General features: G+C 32.2%; 16 protein-coding genes. 8 read left to right on the forward strand and 8 right to left on the reverse strand.

The features are described 5' to 3' along the window. Positions 1-71: 71 nt before the first annotated feature. Both B0A57_RS04120 and B0A57_RS04125 read right to left on the reverse strand, forming a co-directional pair. Positions 72-2,291 (reverse strand): RelA/SpoT family protein, encoded by a 2,220-nt coding sequence (locus tag B0A57_RS04120; protein WP_034098659.1) that lies wholly within the window; start codon positions 2,289-2,291, stop codon positions 72-74. A gap of 225 nt (positions 2,292-2,516) precedes the next feature. Continuing rightward, a complete protein-coding gene (locus tag B0A57_RS04125) occupies positions 2,517-3,305 on the reverse strand; it encodes a TrmH family RNA methyltransferase (RefSeq protein ID WP_038466781.1) in 789 nt (262 codons plus the stop codon). A 293-nt stretch (positions 3,306-3,598) separates the two neighbouring features. On the opposite strand from B0A57_RS04125, the gene B0A57_RS04130 reads away from it, so the two are divergent. From B0A57_RS04130 to B0A57_RS04145, 4 genes are all read left to right on the forward strand, one after another. Beyond that, entirely contained in the window at positions 3,599-4,204 is a 606-nt protein-coding gene (locus B0A57_RS04130; RefSeq protein ID WP_011963973.1) for a trimeric intracellular cation channel family protein, read from the forward strand. Between the two features lie 224 nt (positions 4,205-4,428). After that, on the forward strand, positions 4,429-5,406 hold the full coding sequence (locus B0A57_RS04135) for a GNAT family N-acetyltransferase (protein ID WP_034098662.1): 978 nt from the start codon (positions 4,429-4,431) through the stop codon (positions 5,404-5,406). Next, positions 5,403-6,506 carry a DegT/DnrJ/EryC1/StrS family aminotransferase gene (locus B0A57_RS04140; RefSeq protein ID WP_034098664.1) on the forward strand — a complete coding sequence of 368 codons (1,104 nt, stop codon included), beginning with the start codon at positions 5,403-5,405 and terminating at the stop codon, positions 6,504-6,506. The genes B0A57_RS04135 and B0A57_RS04140 overlap by 4 nt, the downstream gene beginning before the upstream one ends. Then, entirely contained in the window at positions 6,507-7,781 is a 1,275-nt protein-coding gene (locus B0A57_RS04145) for an O-antigen translocase (RefSeq protein WP_034098667.1), read from the forward strand. Positions 7,782-8,074: 293 nt separating this feature from the next. Here B0A57_RS04145 and B0A57_RS04150 read toward each other — a convergent pair whose 3' ends face one another. The 4 genes from B0A57_RS04150 to B0A57_RS04165 form a co-directional block, all read right to left on the reverse strand. Beyond that, positions 8,075-9,301 (reverse strand): isocitrate dehydrogenase (NADP(+)), encoded by a 1,227-nt coding sequence (locus B0A57_RS04150; RefSeq protein ID WP_011963977.1) that lies wholly within the window; start codon positions 9,299-9,301, stop codon positions 8,075-8,077. Positions 9,302-9,734: 433 nt separating this feature from the next. Beyond that, a complete protein-coding gene (rplS, locus tag B0A57_RS04155) occupies positions 9,735-10,085 on the reverse strand; it encodes a 50S ribosomal protein L19 (RefSeq protein WP_011963978.1) in 351 nt (116 codons plus the stop codon). Positions 10,086-10,234: 149 nt separating this feature from the next. Next, complete coding sequence (gene trmD, locus B0A57_RS04160) at positions 10,235-10,912, reverse strand: tRNA (guanosine(37)-N1)-methyltransferase TrmD (RefSeq protein WP_011963979.1); 678 nt, start codon at positions 10,910-10,912, stop codon at positions 10,235-10,237. Positions 10,913-11,037: 125 nt separating this feature from the next. Next, positions 11,038-11,481 carry a DUF1569 domain-containing protein gene (locus B0A57_RS04165; RefSeq protein WP_038466778.1) on the reverse strand — a complete coding sequence of 148 codons (444 nt, stop codon included), beginning with the start codon at positions 11,479-11,481 and terminating at the stop codon, positions 11,038-11,040. 274 nt (positions 11,482-11,755) lie between these two features. Between B0A57_RS04165 and B0A57_RS04170 the strand changes: the two genes are divergently transcribed. Next, entirely contained in the window at positions 11,756-13,888 is a 2,133-nt protein-coding gene (locus B0A57_RS04170; RefSeq protein WP_074460299.1) for a M3 family metallopeptidase, read from the forward strand. 341 nt (positions 13,889-14,229) lie between these two features. Here the strand turns inward: B0A57_RS04170 and smpB are convergent, their stop codons facing one another. Next, complete coding sequence (gene smpB / locus B0A57_RS04175; protein ID WP_011963988.1) at positions 14,230-14,682, reverse strand: SsrA-binding protein SmpB; 453 nt, start codon at positions 14,680-14,682, stop codon at positions 14,230-14,232. Between the two features lie 64 nt (positions 14,683-14,746). On the opposite strand from smpB, the gene B0A57_RS04180 reads away from it, so the two are divergent. Continuing rightward, the gene (locus B0A57_RS04180; protein WP_034098675.1) at positions 14,747-14,971 is read left to right on the forward strand and encodes a VF530 family protein; all 225 of its coding nucleotides are present in this window, start codon (positions 14,747-14,749) and stop codon (positions 14,969-14,971) included. An 8-nt stretch (positions 14,972-14,979) separates the two neighbouring features. Here the strand turns inward: B0A57_RS04180 and B0A57_RS04185 are convergent, their stop codons facing one another. Beyond that, positions 14,980-15,531, reverse strand: a complete 552-nt coding sequence (locus tag B0A57_RS04185; protein ID WP_011963990.1) for a GNAT family N-acetyltransferase — start codon at positions 15,529-15,531, stop codon at positions 14,980-14,982. 262 nt (positions 15,532-15,793) lie between these two features. Between B0A57_RS04185 and B0A57_RS04190 the strand changes: the two genes are divergently transcribed. Both B0A57_RS04190 and B0A57_RS04195 read left to right on the forward strand, forming a co-directional pair. Then, positions 15,794-16,075 carry a hypothetical protein gene (locus B0A57_RS04190; RefSeq protein WP_011963991.1) on the forward strand — a complete coding sequence of 94 codons (282 nt, stop codon included), beginning with the start codon at positions 15,794-15,796 and terminating at the stop codon, positions 16,073-16,075. Positions 16,076-16,195: 120 nt separating this feature from the next. Then, entirely contained in the window at positions 16,196-18,436 is a 2,241-nt protein-coding gene (locus tag B0A57_RS04195) for a M1 family metallopeptidase (protein ID WP_011963992.1), read from the forward strand. The last annotated feature ends 55 nt before the right edge of the window (positions 18,437-18,491 follow it).

Below are 18,491 nucleotides of genomic sequence, written 5' to 3' on the forward strand. Positions count from 1 at the left end.
TTGATGTGTGTGTTTTGTAATATTACAAACTAAGATAATTTCTATTATAGTTGTATTTTTTAGTTTTTGAGTTAATTATTATATACTCTAGCAACCCTATCTAGTCCATCAATCTTTCTGATATTATCTATTAGTTTTTTAAGAATTGTATTATTAGGAACAACAACAGTTAGCGTTCCTTTGAAAATTCCTGCATCACCGCTTAAGGAAATACTCTGAATATTTACGTGCATATTGTTTGAAACTACTCGGGTAATTTCGTTAGTTAAACCTATACTATCCATACCTGTAATTTCGAGAATGGCTTTAAATTCTTGTTGTGAGGAATCTATCCATTTGGCTTGCATGATTCGGTAAGCATAATTAGATTGCATACTTATTGCGTTTGGACAGTCACGTTTGTGCACTTTGATACCTTCATTAATAGTAACAAAACCAAAGACTGAATCGCCAGGAATTGGATTGCAACAAGCAGATAATTTATAATCTAATTTGTCTTGTTCTACTCCAAAAACGAGCATATCATAATTACTAGACAACTCATTTTTGTGAATTATATCGGTATTGGTAGATGGGCTTCTTTTTATTTTATTTTTAAAGAAGTTCATAAATGCGTTACTTCTTTGTGCGGCAAAATCACGCAATTGTTGGTTGTCTATTGCGCCAATTCCTACTCTGTAAAACAAATCTAAACTGGTTTTTAGTTTAAAATAATTTACTAGTTCGTTTACTGTGGCTTCGGTTAGTGATAGTTTTAATTGCTTTAGTTTTCTAACTAGGGTTTCTTTTCCGTCTTCGGCAATTTTCTTAATATCCTCATTAAGGAAATTTCTAATTTTATTTTTGGCTCTCGATGTGGTTACATAATCGAGCCAGTTTATAGTAGGCTTTTGGTTTTGAGAAGTAATAATCTCAATTTGATCACCACTTTTTAATACATGATTTAGTTGAACTAATTTTCCGTTAACTCTAGTTCCTCTGGTTCTAATTCCTATTTCGGAGTGAATACTAAAGGCAAAATCTAACGATGTGGCGCCTTTGGGCAAAGATTTTATTTCGCCTTTGGGCGTAAAAACATATATTTCTTTGGCATATAAATTCATTTTAAAGTCTTCTACAAAATCGACTGCGTTTGTTTCGGAATTTTCGAGTGCTTCTTTTAGTAAATTTAACCAAACATCTAGTCCGCTTTCTTCGGTTGCGCCTTGTTTGTATTTGTAATGGGCTGCGTAGCCTTTTTCGGCAATTTCGTTCATTCGTTCGCTACGAACCTGTATTTCTACCCACCGCCCTAAAGGCCCCATAACGGTAATGTGCAAGGCTTCGTAACCCGTAGATTTGGGTGACGAAATCCAATCTCGCAAACGACTCGGACTGGGACGATAATGGTCTGTTACTATCGAATATATTTTCCAGGCTAAGAATTTTTCGTCATTCGGATTTGATTTGTAAACGATGCGTAGGGCAAATTTGTCGTAAACCTCATCGAAAGTTACGTTTTGTGCGGCCATTTTGCGGCGTATGGAGTAAATAGATTTAGGCCGACCTTTTATAACATACTCTACTCCTTCTTTGTCTAGGGATTCTTTTAAGATGTCTGATATGTTTCTAATATACTCGTCTTGTTCTTCTTTAGTTTCTTTTATTTTACTTACAATGTCGTTATAAACTCCTGGTTCTGTATATTTTAAACCTAAATCTTCGAGCTTTGTTTTTATATTATATAATCCTAATCTGTGGGCAAGGGGTGCGTATATGTATAAGGTTTCTGATGCAATTTTAACTTGTTTGTGATCTACCATAGATTCCATGGTTTGCATATTATGCAATCGGTCTGCGAGTTTTATGATAATTACACGAACATCATCGTTTAGTGTGAGTAACATTTTTCGGAAGTTTTCGGCTTGCATCGAAATGTTCATGTCTTTTTTTACTTGAGAAATTTTAGTTAATCCTTCTACAAGTTGTGCTACTTTGGGATTAAACATTTGCTCAATTTCTTTGATGGTAATATCAGTGTCTTCTACCACGTCGTGCATTAATGCTGCGGCAATGGCTGTTGCGCCCAAACCTATTTCGCCTGCTACAATTTTTGCCACAGCGATGGGATGAAAAATATAGGCTTCGCCAGATTTTCGGCGTTGGTCTTGGTGGGCTTCGACGGCAACATCGAATGCTTTGCGGATTAGTTTTTTGTCTTCGGGTGTAAGGGTTTGATAACTTATTCTAAGTAACTCCTTGTACTCCTGAGCAATAGCTTTATTTTCCTTTTCGATATCTATTTCTACCATAATATTGCTGTTCGATTCCTAAAGTTAGGTTAAATAAATGAATTATGAAAGTTTTTTTTTGTTTTTGAAATTGAATTGTGTGCTGTGCAACATTTTGCGTTAGGGATAGAAACGGAAATCCTTTTTTGAGGCTTTTTTGCCGATAAAAAAGATTGAAGTGTATAGCCCGACCCTTGTGGTAACGCCCAACAGAGGCTGAAAGTGAGAACTGCTCAGGCTTTTTTTTTAGAATCCTCTTTGTCGTTTGGCTTCAAAAATTAAAATAGCGGCTGCAACTGAAACATTCATGCTGTCTATTTCGCCTTGCATGGGGATAATGATGTTTTGTGTTGCGTTGTTGCGCCATTCTTGGGTTAGTCCTGTGGCTTCTGTGCCTACAACTAGTGCGGTTGGTGGGGTATAGTCTTGAGTGTGATAGGGGGTTGCGTTTTGTAAGGTAGCGCAGTAAAAATTAATTTTGTTTTCTTTTAGGTAGGTTATGATTTCTTGTGTTGTGCCGGTTGCGATTTGTGTTGTGAATAGGCATCCTACGCTAGAGCGAACGATGTTTGGGTTGTATAGATCTGATTTTGGATTGGCAATAATTACGGCATCGAGATTTGCAGCATCGGTGGTGCGAAGTAATGCGCCTATGTTTCCTGGTTTTTCGGGTGCTTCGGCAATGAGTATTAATGGGGTTTGGGATAATTTTAAATCTGTTAAAAGGAAGGGTTTTGTTTTGGCTACGGCTAAAATTCCTTCGGTGGTGTCTCGATAGGCTAGTTTTTGATAGACTTCTTTCGAGATTTCGATTATATCGTGTGCTTGATTTGTGATTTGTGTGATTTGTTTTTGGGATATTAAATCGGGTAAAAACAAGATGGTTTCTATTACAAACGCGCCTTTTTGCGCTAATTCTATTTCCCGTTGTCCTTCTATAAGGAAGGTTCCTGATTGTTTTCTGGCTTTCGATTTTTCTTGTAATAGAACTAACGATTTTATGTACGGATTTTGTGAGGAAGTTATTTGTTTCAAGGGAAAAGTTTCTGAGTTTTTGAGTTGCTAAGTTACTAAGTTTTTTTAAGTTTAAAATAAATATTTATAAACTGTTGGCTAAGCAGGTTATTTTTTTTTTGCCACAGTTTTTTACATATTAATGAAATGTAGATTTATATTTACAAAAAAAATCTGCAGCAAAATCATTATTAGTCTTACTTACCGATGGTCTTAAATATTTAACAACTTAAAATAGGTTTTTTAATGCAATAGGTTTTAGCGTATTTTATGTAATTTTGCACAACTTAATTATAAAAAATTATAACTTTACCATGTTTTACCTTTTAGATATTATAGGAACAATGGCTTTTGCTATGTCTGGTGCGCTTACAGCGATGAACAAAAAAATGGATCCTTTTGGTGTTTTTATTATAGCCTTTGTAACAGCGCTTGGTGGTGGTACCTTGCGTGATGTTATGATTGGCAATACACCCGTGGGTTGGATGAAGGATTTGAAAGGAGTTTATGCTATTATCGTAGCCTTTTTATTAGCCTTTCTTTTTAGAAATAGGTTTGACAAACTAAGAACGTCCTTGTTCTTATTTGACACCATCGGATTGGGGGTTTTTACTCTAATTGGCATTCAAAAAGGAATTAATATTCACTTACACCCTGTTATTTGTGTTGCTGTTGGAACAATGACAGCTTGTTTTGGTGGGGTTATACGTGATATTTTGTGCAACGAAATTCCTGTAATTTTTAGAAAAGAGATTTATGCAACCATTTGTATTATTGGAGGAATCTTTTTCTTTGTTTTAAAAAAATTAAATTTTGAAGATGACCTAATTTATATAATGACTTCATTAATAATTGTAATTATTAGATTGATGGCTGTAAAATTTAAATGGAGTTTAAAACCAATTGTAAACAAATCCTGATTATTATTGCAGAAAACCAAGTAACAATAGCCATTTAAAAAACACTTAGACGATAGCTATTGTTATTAATTTGAGAAAAAAACAACCCTATTAATTCCCTTTATTTGCAACACGTTTTTCTCTGGTATAAAAATTAAAAAAAGATAGTATTTTTCTAATTTGGTGCTTCTAAATTAGAAAAATTTATAAAAAATGTGTATTTTGCCGAAATTTAAACATATTAGGTGATAGATTACTCAGTTAGACCATACCAAACAAAAGATTATACGCTTTGGAATACTTTTATTAATGAAGCAAAAAATGCTACTTTTTTGTTTCATCGTGATTTTATAGAATATCATAAAGACCGATTTGATGATTTTTCCTTGATGGTATTTTGTAAAGAAAAACTTGTAGCTGTTTTGCCAGCAAATAAAATAGAAGACGCTGTGTTTTCTCATCAAGGGCTTACTTATGGCGGGTTAGTATATTCTGATAAATTAAAATTAGCTACGGTTTTAACGATTTTTCAGACGGTTTTAAGATTTCTTAAAAATAGCAATATAAATACTGTTAATATAAAAACAATTCCAGCTATTTACCATACAAAACCAGCCGAAGAACTTTTGTATGCTTTGTTTTTAGTTGATGCAAAACTGCACAGACGAGACAGCTTATCGGTAATTAATTTGCCAAACAACAGCCATTATTCAACAATTAGAAAAAGAGGAATTCAAAAAGGTTTTTCGAACGATTTAGTTATAAAAGAAGTTAATCTTTTTACCTCTTTTTGGGAAGAAATATTAATACCCAATTTAGAACAACGACACAGTGCAAAACCAATTCACACTTTGACAGAAATAGAAAGTTTACAAGCTAAATTCCCAAAAAATATTCGTCAGTTTAATGTATATTATGATAACAAAATAGTAGCAGGAACAACTATTTTTGAAAGTAATCAAGTAGCCCACGCACAATATATCTCGGCAAACGAGCGCAAAAATGAACTAGGAAGTTTAGATTTTTTGTTTCATTATTTAATTACTACTGTTTTTAAGAATAAAAAACATTTCGATTTTGGTATTTCAAACGAAAACCTAGGAAAAAAATTAAATAACGGATTGTCGTATTGGAAAGAAAGTTTTGGCGCAAGCACAATTGTTCAGGATTTTTATGAAGCAAAAACAAGCAACTATATTTTATTAGATAATGTAATGATATGATTCGATTTTTAGATTTAAATAAAATTAATAAACCTTATGAGGTAGCTTTTCAAGAAAAATTACAATTTGTGATGAACTCTGGTTGGTATATTTTAGGCAATGAAGTAAAAACTTTCGAAGAAAATTTTGCTAAATATTGTGACAGTAAATATTGCATAGGAGTTGGCAATGGTTTAGATGCCTTGGTACTCCTATTTAAAGCGCATATTATATTAGGAAAATTGCAAAAAGGAGACCAAGTTATTGTACCCGCAAATACTTATATTGCTAGTATTTTAGCTATTTTACAAGCGGATTTAATTCCAGTATTAGTCGAACCAAAATTAGAAACCTACAATATAAATCCAGATTTAATTACATCGAAAATCACATCGAAAACCAAAGCGATTCTGGCCGTACATCTTTACGGACAATTAGCTGATATGAATGCTATAAACGCAATTGCAAATCAGCATAATTTATTGGTTATAGAAGATGCAGCACAAGCACATGGAGCGTCATTAGAGGGTAACTTTAAAAAAGCAGGAAATCTTTCTAACGCTGCTGCTTTTAGTTTTTACCCGGGCAAAAACCTAGGAGCTTTGGGCGATGCAGGAGCAATAACTACAAATGACCACGAGTTAGCTAAAACCATAAAATCATTGCGAAATTATGGCTCAGAAACTAAATACTATAATGATTATATTGGTGCAAACTCTAGACTAGACGAACTTCAAGCGGGATTTTTGAATGCGAAATTGCCTCATTTAGATTCTGATAATAAAAGAAGAAAAGCAGTCGCAAAACGCTATCTTTTAGAAATAAAAAACAATAAAATCACTTTACCTTTTTGGGATAATAGTACCAACCATGTTTTTCATTTGTTTGTAATTAGAACAGAAAACCGCAATAAATTACAACAATATTTATTAGAAAACGGAATTGAAACCCTCATACATTATCCAGTGGCACCACACAAACAAAAGGCCTTATTAAACTATAACAACCTATCGCTTCCGATCACCGAAAAAATACACCATGAAGTTTTAAGCTTACCCATAAGCCCCGTAATAACAGATCATGAAGTTAGTTTTATTATCGAAATTTTAAACCAATACTAATTGAGTTCTTTTAAAAAAATAACTTCCTCACAATTATTTAAAGTCAGTTCTTTAAATAGTATTAGTGTATTAATTAAGATAGGAATAGGACTAATTACATCTAAAATTTTAGCTGTCTTTCTTGGTCCGTCAGGAATGGCTTTGATAGGAAATTTACGTAATTTTTTAACAACCGTAGAATGCATTTCGACTTTAGGATTTCAGAACGGAATTGTCAAATATATTACAGAAAATGGAAAAAAAAACATTCAATTCAAAAAAATATTTTCTACTTTATTTTTTAGCCTGCTTACTGTTACTCTTGCTATAAGTAGCGCTTTGTTTATATTTTCAAATTATTGGAATCAAGTTGTTTTTGGCGATAATTTAGATTATTCTCATGTGTTTAAAGTCTTGGCAATTGCACTACCACTATACGCTTCTTCTATATATTTATTGGCAATTATAAACGGTTTAGGTCTATTTAAAACAGTTATTTATATTAATATTTCAGGAAATATTATAGGATTTTTTGTTTCCCTATTATTTATTTGGAAGTGGTCTATTCTCGGGGCTTTGTTAGCAATTATCATAACTCCTTCTTTATTATTTTTCATCACATTATACTACATTAATAAAGAGGTTTCAATAAAAAACGCTATAAAATTAAGTTTATTTGATTTTAAAATCATAAAAGAACTATTGCATTATTTCCTAATGACTTTGGTTTCCGGAATTCTTGGCCCCATAGTTTTTTTAGCTATTCGGAATCAAGCTATAACTATTGTTGGTCTAAAAGAAGCCGGTTTTTGGGAAGCAATGACAAGAATTTCTACTTATTATTTACTTTTCATAAACACTTTACTTACGATATATTATTACCCTAAATTAATATTAGCAAAGACAACCGAAGAAACAAAATTAATATTTTGGAGTTATTATAAAAATGTACTTCCTTTATTTGCACTCGGGTTATTTATCATTTATTTATTCCGAAGTCTTATGATAAGAATACTCTTTACCCAAGATTTTGAACCAGTTGGTGATTTGTTTATATGGCAATTGGTTGGTGATTTTTTAAAAGCAACTTCTTGGATTTTGGGTTTGCAATTTTTCGCAAAAAAAATGACAAAAGCATTTATCGCTACCGAAATTTTATCATTAACAATTCTCTATATATCTAGTGTTTATTTTATTGGTATATTTAAAATAGAAGGAGTTATCATAGCTCACGCATTTACTTATGGAATCTATTTATTGGTTTTAGTAATTTATTTTAGAAAATGTTTGCTTTAAAGTGTTTTGTCTTTTCCTCTTTTTAGCATTCCTATGTCACCTTTTCTGTTTCGTAAATAATACATGATCGAATACATTTAGATCTAACACTTTATTTATTTTTGTATTCCGAAACAAATTTTTTAGTTTTTTTATTTCAACTAAGAATTAAATTATTGCTAATCAAATTGATGGCTCTAAAACTTGAATCCGCCACTATATAAAAAAGGGGCTAACTTTTATTAAAAAGAAAACCCCTTTATTTTTAAAATTGAAACGTTTTGAGTAAATATTTTGTAATCCTTACTAAAGGATTAAGCTAATTTCTTATCTAAATTTTCTTTTATTGCGGCTAAGAAATCTTCGGTAGTTAAATAATCAGCATCGGTTAGTCCTTCAGGTTTTACTAATGTAGCTAGATCTTTAGTCATTTTTCCGCTTTCTACAGTTTCTATACAAACTTGCTCTAGTTTTAAACAAAAATCTATTAATGCTTGATTATTGTCTAGTTTCCCTCTATGCTCTAATCCTCTTGTCCAAGCAAAGATAGAAGCAATTGGGTTGGTAGAAGTTGCTTTTCCTTGTTGGTGCATACGGTAATGACGAGTCACTGTTCCGTGTGCTGCTTCTGCTTCAACCGTTTTTCCGTCTGGAGTTACAAGCACAGAAGTCATTAATCCTAATGAACCAAATCCTTGTGCCACGGTGTCTGATTGAACATCGCCGTCATAATTTTTGCAAGCCCAAACAAAACCACCATTCCACTTCATTGCCGAAGCTACCATGTCATCTATAAGTCTGTGTTCGTAAGTAATTTTTAGTGCTTCAAATTTAGATTTATAGTCACTTTGATATACTTCTTCAAAAATATCTTTAAAACGTCCGTCGTAAGCTTTTAAGATTGTGTTTTTTGTAGATAAGTATAATGGCCATTTTTTTGTTAATGCCATTTGAAATGATGAATGTGCAAATCCGTAAATACTCTCATCAGTATTGTACATAGACATAGCAACTCCGTCTCCTTCAAAATTATATACTTCCCAGTTTTGAGTTTCTCCTCCGTTTTCTGGAACAAAAGTCATGGTAAGTTTTCCTTTTCCTTTTATAACGGTATCGGTAGCTTTATATTGGTCTCCAAAAGCATGACGACCTATTACGATTGGTTTTGTCCAACCTTGCACATAACGAGGAACATTACTCATGATAATAGGCTCACGAAAAACTGTTCCGCCTACAATATTACGAATAGTTCCGTTTGGCGATTTCCACATTTTAGAAAGGTTAAACTCCTTAACACGTTCTTCATCTGGGGTAATGGTAGCGCATTTTATACCTACATTGTATTTTTTAATTGCTTCTGCAGAATCTATTGTAATTTGATCCTTCGTAGCTTCACGACTTTCTATCCCTAAATCGTAATATTTGATATCTAATTCAAGATATGGAAGTATTAATTTCTCTTTAATAAATGTCCAAATAATTCTTGTCATTTCATCGCCATCTAGTTCTACAACTGGATTGGCTACTTTAATTTTTGCCATTATAATGTGTGTTAGTTTATTGTGTATAAAAAAATTATGATAGCAAATATAAGAAATCAAATTTTAAAATAATTACTTTAAATAACTATATCTATTGATTTATGATTTTCTTAATTTTGTAACTTGTTATTATTGAATCCGTAATTTTGAAAAACTAAAATACAAACTATTTAATAAACCCTATAAGTTCATCTAAGCCGTTTGCCCTATACAAACTTAAATAACTGTCTGGTAAGGGTGCTAAATTTATTATTTGCCAGAGTTTTTTGCATATTAATAAAATTTGGATCCAAATTTTATTCAAAAAACCTTTTAAATCTGTGTGCAAAATTATTACTAATACTAGTAGCAAACAGCCTATAAACTTATATAATTTTGCAATAAAAAAGCCCCAAATTTCTTCGGAGCTTCTATAATATAAGAAAATATTTGACTATCTTCTTTTATCTCTAATTTTTGCTTTTTTACCAGTAAGCTCTCTGAAGTAGAAAATTCTAGCTCTACGAACTGCACCTTTTTTGTTGATTTCAATTTTCTGTAAAGCTGGCAAGTTTACAGGAAAGATACGCTCTACTCCTACTGCACCTGACATTTTACGAATTGTAAAAGTTTCAGTATTACCTGAACCTCTTCTTTGAATAACAACTCCTTTAAAAAACTGAGTTCTTGTTTTTTCACCCTCTTTAATTTCGTAGAAAACTGTGATTGTGTCTCCAGCTCCAAATACAGGGAAATCTTTTCTTGTTACAAATTCGTCTTGAACGAATTTCATTAAATCTGCCATGATAATTATTTAATTATGGTTGTAAATCAGAGCAACATTCACGGATCTCGCCAGAGGTTGGTCTAATAGCCCACAAAAGTAAGAAATTATTAATAATTTACAATGAATAATTGATAATTTTTATAACTGTAAAGTTTCATTGTAAATTATTAATTATCTAATAAATCTGGTCTTCTATTTTTAGTATGTTCGTAAGCCATATCTTCACGCCATTTGTCAATTTTAGCAAAATGCCCGCTAGTAAGAACCTCAGGAACTTTCCACCCTTTATAATCTGCAGGGCGAGTATATATAGGACCCGACAACAAATTATCCTGAAAACTATCTGTTAATGCCGAAGTTTCATCGCTTAAAACACCAGGTATTAATCGTATTAAAGCATCACATAAAACCAAAGCACCCAATTCGCCACCAGACAACACATAATCACCTATAGAAATTTCTCGAGTAATAAAATGATCTCTCACACGCTGATCTACACCTTTATAATGACCACATAAAATAATAATATTACCTAATAATGACATCGAATTAGTCATTTTTTGATTTAAAGTTTCGCCATCTGGCGTCATATAAATCACCTCATCGTAAGTCCTTTCAGATTTCAAATGAGTAATACAATCATCAATAGGTTGCACATTCATCACCATACCTGCCCCACCACCAAACGGATAGTCATCAACAGATTTTTGTTTGTTTGTCGTATAATCCCGTAAATTATGAAAATAAACTTCGACCAAACCTTTGTCTATAGCGCGTTTCATAATCGAAGCTTCAAAAGGGCTTCGCAATAATTCTGGTAAAATGGTAATAATATCTATTCGCATAATTTGAGTATCAAAGTTACAAAGATACAAAGTTGTAAAGATTTTTTAGGAGCTATTTCCTGCTATCCGTTACAATCTTTTCTTTTTTAAAGAAAAAAAGAAAAGGATTTCCACTACTATCAGGGCTAAACCCCAAACTGACGCAAATGATGATCTACATGATTCCACATCAATTTATTCCAATCATCATCAGTCATTTTTCCCCAAAACGGATGATCTGTAATTTTTATCGACTGATGTCCTTGCGCAAAACGACTAAAATTCCTAATTAATTCATTTCTAGAAGCATCAAAGTCGTATTTATCAGCAAAAATAAATTCCTTAGCCGTTGGGCTATTCTTTTTAAACTCAGAATTAAAAACTTTATTTTTCATCATCCTTCCTAAAAATCTAAAAACAAAATTTACTTTAACCTCATTTTCACCAAAAGCAACAATTATCGCCTCATTAGCATGCTTTAGCATCTGATCTATACTCATTTTCCCCCAAACAGCTTGGCTTGTTGGGGTTAACTTATTAATTCGGGCAACTATCATTACATTACTAGAAGGATCAAAAATAGAATTCATTAGTTTGTTTTTTTTTTTAGAAAGCAAATATAAACATAATTATAAGCGTAATGAGATTTAAAAAAATGCTTTTTTATTACAAAATGAAGCGACTATAACTAAAAACATCTCGGCAAAAAAAAACAATAAAACGTATGGTTCTATGCTGTTTCAAACAAATAAAATTACAACCAATAAGTTAATTATATTGTAATTATTTCTAATTTTTAACAACATTATTTTCTAATTTGTTTTTTTAGATTACTTTTATAACCATCAAATAAAAGATATTATTATGCAAATTTTTTTAAAAATAATTAAGGCAAGTACCTTTTTTGTCTTGATTTTTTCATTACAAAACCAATCGCTTCAAGCGCAAAAAAAAACCATCAAAATGACCAATCCGCTTTTGCAAAAAAGTACATTGCAGTACCAAGTACCACCCTTTAACCTTATTAAAGACGAACATTTTAAACCCGCTTTCGACTATGGTCTAAAAATACATGACCAAGAAATTACAACTATTGCAAATAATCCTGCCAAACCAACTTTTCAAAATACAGTTTTGGCATTAGAAATTTGCGGTGTCGATTTAGGGAGGGCCACAGGTGTTTTTTACAACCTAACAGGCTCTAACACAAACCCAACCCTACAAGCTATCGAAGCAGAATATGCGCCTATCTTCTCTGCACATAATGATAAAATTTATTTAAACAGCAAATTATACAGTCGTATTAAATCACTGAATTTAAATATTTTAAAAAACGAAGACAAAAAACTCACACAATATTATTTGCAACAATTCGAATTAGCAGGTGCTAACTTATCTGATGCTGATAAAGAGAAAATGAAGAAAATAAATGAAGATTTAGCAACTTTAGGAACACTCTTTACAAACAAATTATTAATAGCTCGAAAAAACGGAGCTGTTTTGTTTGATAACCCTTCAGATTTAGACGGCTTAACTACCGATGAAATTGCTGCCGCAAAAAGCAAAGCAACCGAAACTGGTCATGACGGAAAATATCTAATAGGATTGCAAAACACAACCCAACAACCCTTATTGCAAAGCCTTAAAAATAGAGCTACAAGAGAAAAAATATTTAAAGCATCTTGGTCTCGTGCCCAAAAAAATGATGACGGAGATACTCGTGAAGTACTAGAAAAAATGGCAAGATTGCGTTTGCAAAAAGCAAATTTAATGGGCAAAAAAAGTTTTGCAGAATGGAGATTGCAAGACCAAATGGCTCAAATACCAGCCAATGCCATGAATTTATTAGCAAAAATTGCAACACCAGCAGTAGAAAAAGCAAAAGCAGAAGCACAAGAAATTCAAAATTTAATCGATGCCCAAAAAGGCGGATTCAAACTAGAACCTTGGGATTGGAATTTTTATTCTGAGCAAGTACGCAAAGCAAAATATGATTTAGATGAAAGTCAAATAAAACCGTATTTCGAATTGACTTCTGTTTTAGAAAAAGGCGTGTTTTTTGCAGCCAAACAAATGTACGGTATCACATTTAAAGAAAGACATGATTTGCCAGTGTACCATCAAGATGTGAAAGTATATGAGGTTTTTGACAATGACGCAAAATCGATTGCTATTTATTATTTAGATTTTTATACCAGAGATAATAAAAACGGAGGCGCTTGGATGAATAATTTTGTGAGTCAGTCCCATTATTTAAAACAAAAACCAGTAATTGTAAACGTTTATAATTTTGCAAAACCAGCAAATGGTAATCCATCATTAATTAGTTTTGATGATGTAACGACTATGTTTCATGAGTTCGGACACACTTTACACGGCTTGTTTGCCAATCAGCAATATGTTACACTTTCTGGAACAGCAGTACCAAGAGATTATGTAGAATTTCCATCTCAAATTAATGAACATGCCGCATTAGACCCTATTGTTCTAAGAAATTACGCCATTCATTATCAGACCAAACAACCTATTCCACAAGAATTAATAAACAAAATTAAAAAAGCAGAAACTTTTAATAAAGGATATGATGTAACCGAATTATTGGCTGCTGCGACTTTAGACATGGCTTGGCATAGTGTAGAAAATGAAGCTGATTTTAAACCCGCTTTGCAGTTCGAAAACGAAGCCTTACAAAAATACGGTTTATTAGTAAATGAAGTACCTACAAGATACCACACCCCTTATTTTGCACATATTTGGGGAGGCGGTTATTCAGCAGGATATTATGCTTATACTTGGTCTAAAACATTAGATTATAATGTATATGATTGGATGCAATCGCATGGCGGAATGACTAGAGAAAACGGAGATCGTTTCCGAAAATATATTTTATCTGTAGGAAATAGTGTCGATCTTAATCAAGCATTTAAAGATATGATAGGCCATGATATGCAAATAGAACCATATCTAAGAATTTCAGGTTTATCTGATAAAAAATAATCTTAGCAATGAATAAATAAAAATGGTGTCTAATAGCAGACACCATTTTTATTTATTTTAACTATCTGTTACTAATAACAAGTATTTAAAAAACAAAATAAGGATAGGAAAGATTACAAGAATTCTGTTTGTAAGTCTTAAAAAATTTGTATTAATCGCAGTTGAAAAGCATAACTCGTTACAAATTACGATAGTCCTCTTTTTAGTTATTATGCCATAAATCGATTGCTGTATCTGCAAGCCACTGCTCTCACTTTGAGTTTCATGTAAGTTTCTCAATAGTATTTTCGTATTACAACTACCTGCTTCAATACAAATTGAGCCTTGATTAATAAAAAAACTTAAAATTCTTTTTTAATTCGGTCTAAATCACGCTTATTATCTCGGTCTTTTATAGTTTCTCGCTTGTCGAAAGTTTTCTTTCCTTTACAAAGAGCAATGTCTAATTTGGCCATTCCTTTTTCGTTTGTAAATAAACGCAAAGGAATAATTGTAAGTCCTTTATTCTGAACATCTTTTAGTAATCCCTTTAGTTCTCTCTTGTTTAAAAGGAGTTTGCGTTCGCTTTTTGGCTTGTGATTGTATTGATGACCAAAAAGATATTCTTCGATATGAGAGTTAATAACAAAAAGCTCGTCACCTTGAAACTCACAAAAACTTTCGGCAATATTAGCTTTCCCTAACCGTATCGATTTTATTTCGGTACCAGTTAAAACCATACCAGCAGTGTATCGATCGATGATTTCGTATTCGAATTTGGCTCTTTTATTTAGTATGTTAACTGTTTTTAGCATAGGATTGCAAATGTAATAACAAATATATGAAGTGCAAAACTTAGAAATGATTTATATTTGCAAAATGGAAAATAATAAATCTAAAGATCCTTTACACGGAATCACATTGCAACAAATTTTAGAAAAACTAATTGGTTTTTATGGTTTTGATACTTTGGGAGAACTCATAAATATAAAATGTTTTAGAGAAAACCCAACAATAAAATCTAGTTTAACTTTTTTGCGCAAAACCGATTGGGCAAGAAAAAAAGTAGAAGAATTGTATGTAAAAACGTTACCTAAGTTTTAATAAAAAAATTATTCTTTCTTTAGAAGAGAATAAATAACCGTGTCTAAAAACTTACCATCATAAAATTCATTTTGCAAAAGATGGGCCTCTTTTACAAAATTATTTTTTTCTAAAACCTTTGCCGAAGCTGTATTTTTAGGATCTATAATAGCTTCTAACGAATGCATCTTCATCTCATCAAACCCATAAGAAACAATGAGCTGTATGGCTTGAGTAACAATACCTTTTCCGTGATATTCTGGCAATAACATATACCCTATTTCAGACCTAAAATGCTCCCATTTTATTCTGTAATGTCCTATAATACCTATCATTTTCGGGTTTCCTTTTAAGGTAATTGCCCAATTTATCCCTTCGTTAGTTTCTATTTTGTCTTGAATCATTTTTACATGACCCATCGCTTCATCTATTGTAGTAATTAATGGTCGGGGAATATATTTCATAGTTTCGGGATTCCTTCTAAGCTCAAAAACTTCGTTTATATCGTTAGATGTTATTTGCCTTAATAACAATGTTTCCGATTCTAAATTAGTAAATGGTAAAAATGAAAATGAAGTCATGATAAATTTTAAATTAAATATAAATACTAAATGTAATATTTATTCTCTAATTTACTACTATTTTTATTTAAAATATCGATTACACAAACCTCATCAATAAATAAAAAGCCAAAAAAAGTGGTTTAGCACAAGAAATACATATTTGTAGGAATAAAATTATAGTTATAATAGCAAAAAAATAGGTTTTTTTTGCTTTATCATTTTTAAAATCATTAATTTTATAGTGTATCAAAAAAAAAATTAATAAAATAACAATAAAATTATGAATACAAATTATGAAGTTATAGAAAAAGAAGCTATTGAAAATCTTCACTTTCCAGAGATAGATGTCTTAGATGACATTGAAGCTATTAACCAAAGAAATTCTGATTTAGAAAGAGCACTTTCCTTAGGAAATCTAGAGCACTCTAAAATTAAGATTTATTTTGAAGATAATAAGTCTAAAAAAATGGTAGAAACTACTATTTGGGGCGTAACAGACAAAAGAGTTATCCTAAAAAAAGGAGTTGTAATACCTATAAATAGAATATATAAATCTATTTAAAGACATTATTTGAAAATATAAATAAAAGGCGTCAAATATATTGATGCCTTTTATTTTAACATTTATTTGTAACTAAAACGAAAAAAAATATTCTATTTTTAACGCTCAAAAAAATAAAATATGAAATCAAACATGATTAAAGGATTATTTGTTACCGCAATATTTTTAGGCAGCAATATAATCTCTGCTCAGCAAGTTACAAATTATAATTACCATGATGCGTTTGCTCCTGGTTTTTATACAAAAAACGCTACCGAAACTCGTTCGGCAAGCGGTCAGCCAGGTGCAAAATATTGGCAAAACAGAGCAGATTATTCGCTAACAGCATCACTTAATGAAGTTAAAAACGAAATCTCAGGATCCGCAATAGTAACTTACACAAACAATAGCCCAGACAAATTAGATTTTCTTTGGATGCAAGTAGACCAAAACCTTTTCAAAAAAGAGTCACGAGGTAATGCTATTATTCCACTTAAAGGAAGTAGAAACGGGGCAAAAGGAGAAGATTTTGATGGCGGTTACAAAATAAAATCGATCAAAATCATTACGACATCTAACGGAAAACCGACCGAAAGCGAAGCAAAATTTACCATTGTAGATACCAGAATGCAAGTAGATTTACCACAAGAACTAAAAGGAAATGGAGCAAGTATAAAACTTAAAATAGATTATTCATTCGTTTCCCCTTTTTACGGTTCAGACAGAATGGGTGTGCTAGAAACAACAAACGGAAAAATATACACCGTAGCACAATGGTATCCTAGAATGTGCGTGTATGACGATGTAAAAGGCTGGAATACTTTACCTTACTTAGGCGCAGGTGAGTTTTATTTAGAATACGGAGATTTAGAGGTAGCCATTACAGCGCCAGCAAATCATATTGTGGTTTGCTCGGGAGAATTGCTAAATCCATCAGAAGTTTATACCACAGAACAGCAAAAAAGATGGGCTACCGCAAAACTGAGCGATAAAACCGTCATGATCCGTTCTGCCAATGAAATTACAAATACTAACTCTCGTCCTGTAGGAAAACAAACTTTGACTTGGAAATTCAAAATCAAGAATGCCCGTGATATGTCTTGGGCTTCCTCACCTGCATTCATTATAGATGCAGCAAAAATTAACTTACCAAGTGGCAAAAAATCATTGGCAATTTCTGCATACCCAGTAGAAAGTAACGGAAATGATGCTTGGGGGCGTTCTACAGAATACACAAAAGCATCTATCGAAAACTATTCTAAACGCTGGTACGAATATCCTTATCCTGCAGCAACAAATGTAGCTGGAAACGAAGGAGGAATGGAATACCCGGGAATTGTTTTTTGTGGATGGAAAGATACCAAAGAGGATTTATGGGGCGTTACAGATCACGAATTCGGACACATTTGGTTCCCTATGATTGTAGGTTCTAACGAACGTTTATTTGCTTGGATGGATGAAGGCTTTAACACATTCATTAACTCATTAAGTGCTGAGGATTTCAACAAAGGCGAATACAAACAACCTGCAATGAATATGCATGAATCCTCAAGAATGCTTACAAATCCTGACATGGAACCAGTTTATACTGCGCCAGACGGCCTAAAAGAAGTAAACTTAGGCATTTTAGCATACGCAAAACCAGGTTCAGGACTAACCATGTTGCGTGAACAAATTTTAGGAAAAGAAAGATTTGATAAAGCTTTTAGAACCTATGTAGCCCGTTGGGCTTTCAAACACCCTACGCCAGATGACTTTTTTAGAACTATCGAAAATGTGTCGGGAGAAGATTTAAACTGGTTTTGGAGAAGTTGGTTTATCAATAACTGGAAGTTTGACCAAGCAATTACCAAAGTAAAATATGTTAAAAATGACCCCAAACAAGGTGTTTTAATTACCATAGAAAATTTACAAAAAATGCCAATGCCTGTTATTGCAGAAGTTAAAACCAAAAGCGGAGCAACTTCGATAATAAAATTACCAGTAGAAATTTGGCAACGTAATAAATCTTGGACATTTAAACACAATTCTACCGAAGAATTAGAAAGTATCACTATCGACCCTAACAACGTTTTTCCAGATGAAAATTCCGAAAATAACATTTGGACTAATGCTAAAAACGCAACAGAAAAAGGTACAGGTTTAGATGCTTATTTGGGTAATTTTTCAAGCACCCAAATTCCTGTAAAAGTAAATTTTACGCAAGACGAAGAAAACCTAATGATGAACGCTACCGGACAACAATCGCTCCCATTAGACAATCTTGAAAACGGTAAATTTACTTTCGAACAAGCTGGTTTAACAGTACAGTTTAACGACTTAAAAACTGGATTCAAACTAAGTGTAGGCGGACAAAATTTCGAATTTACTAAAGACAAATAATCTTGTCTTATTATAAAAAAATGCAGGTAATTAAGTTAATTACCTGCATTTTTTT

This window comes from Flavobacterium psychrophilum DSM 3660 = ATCC 49418, from assembly GCF_002217405.1.
Classification (GTDB): Bacteria; Bacteroidota; Bacteroidia; order Flavobacteriales; family Flavobacteriaceae; genus Flavobacterium; species Flavobacterium psychrophilum.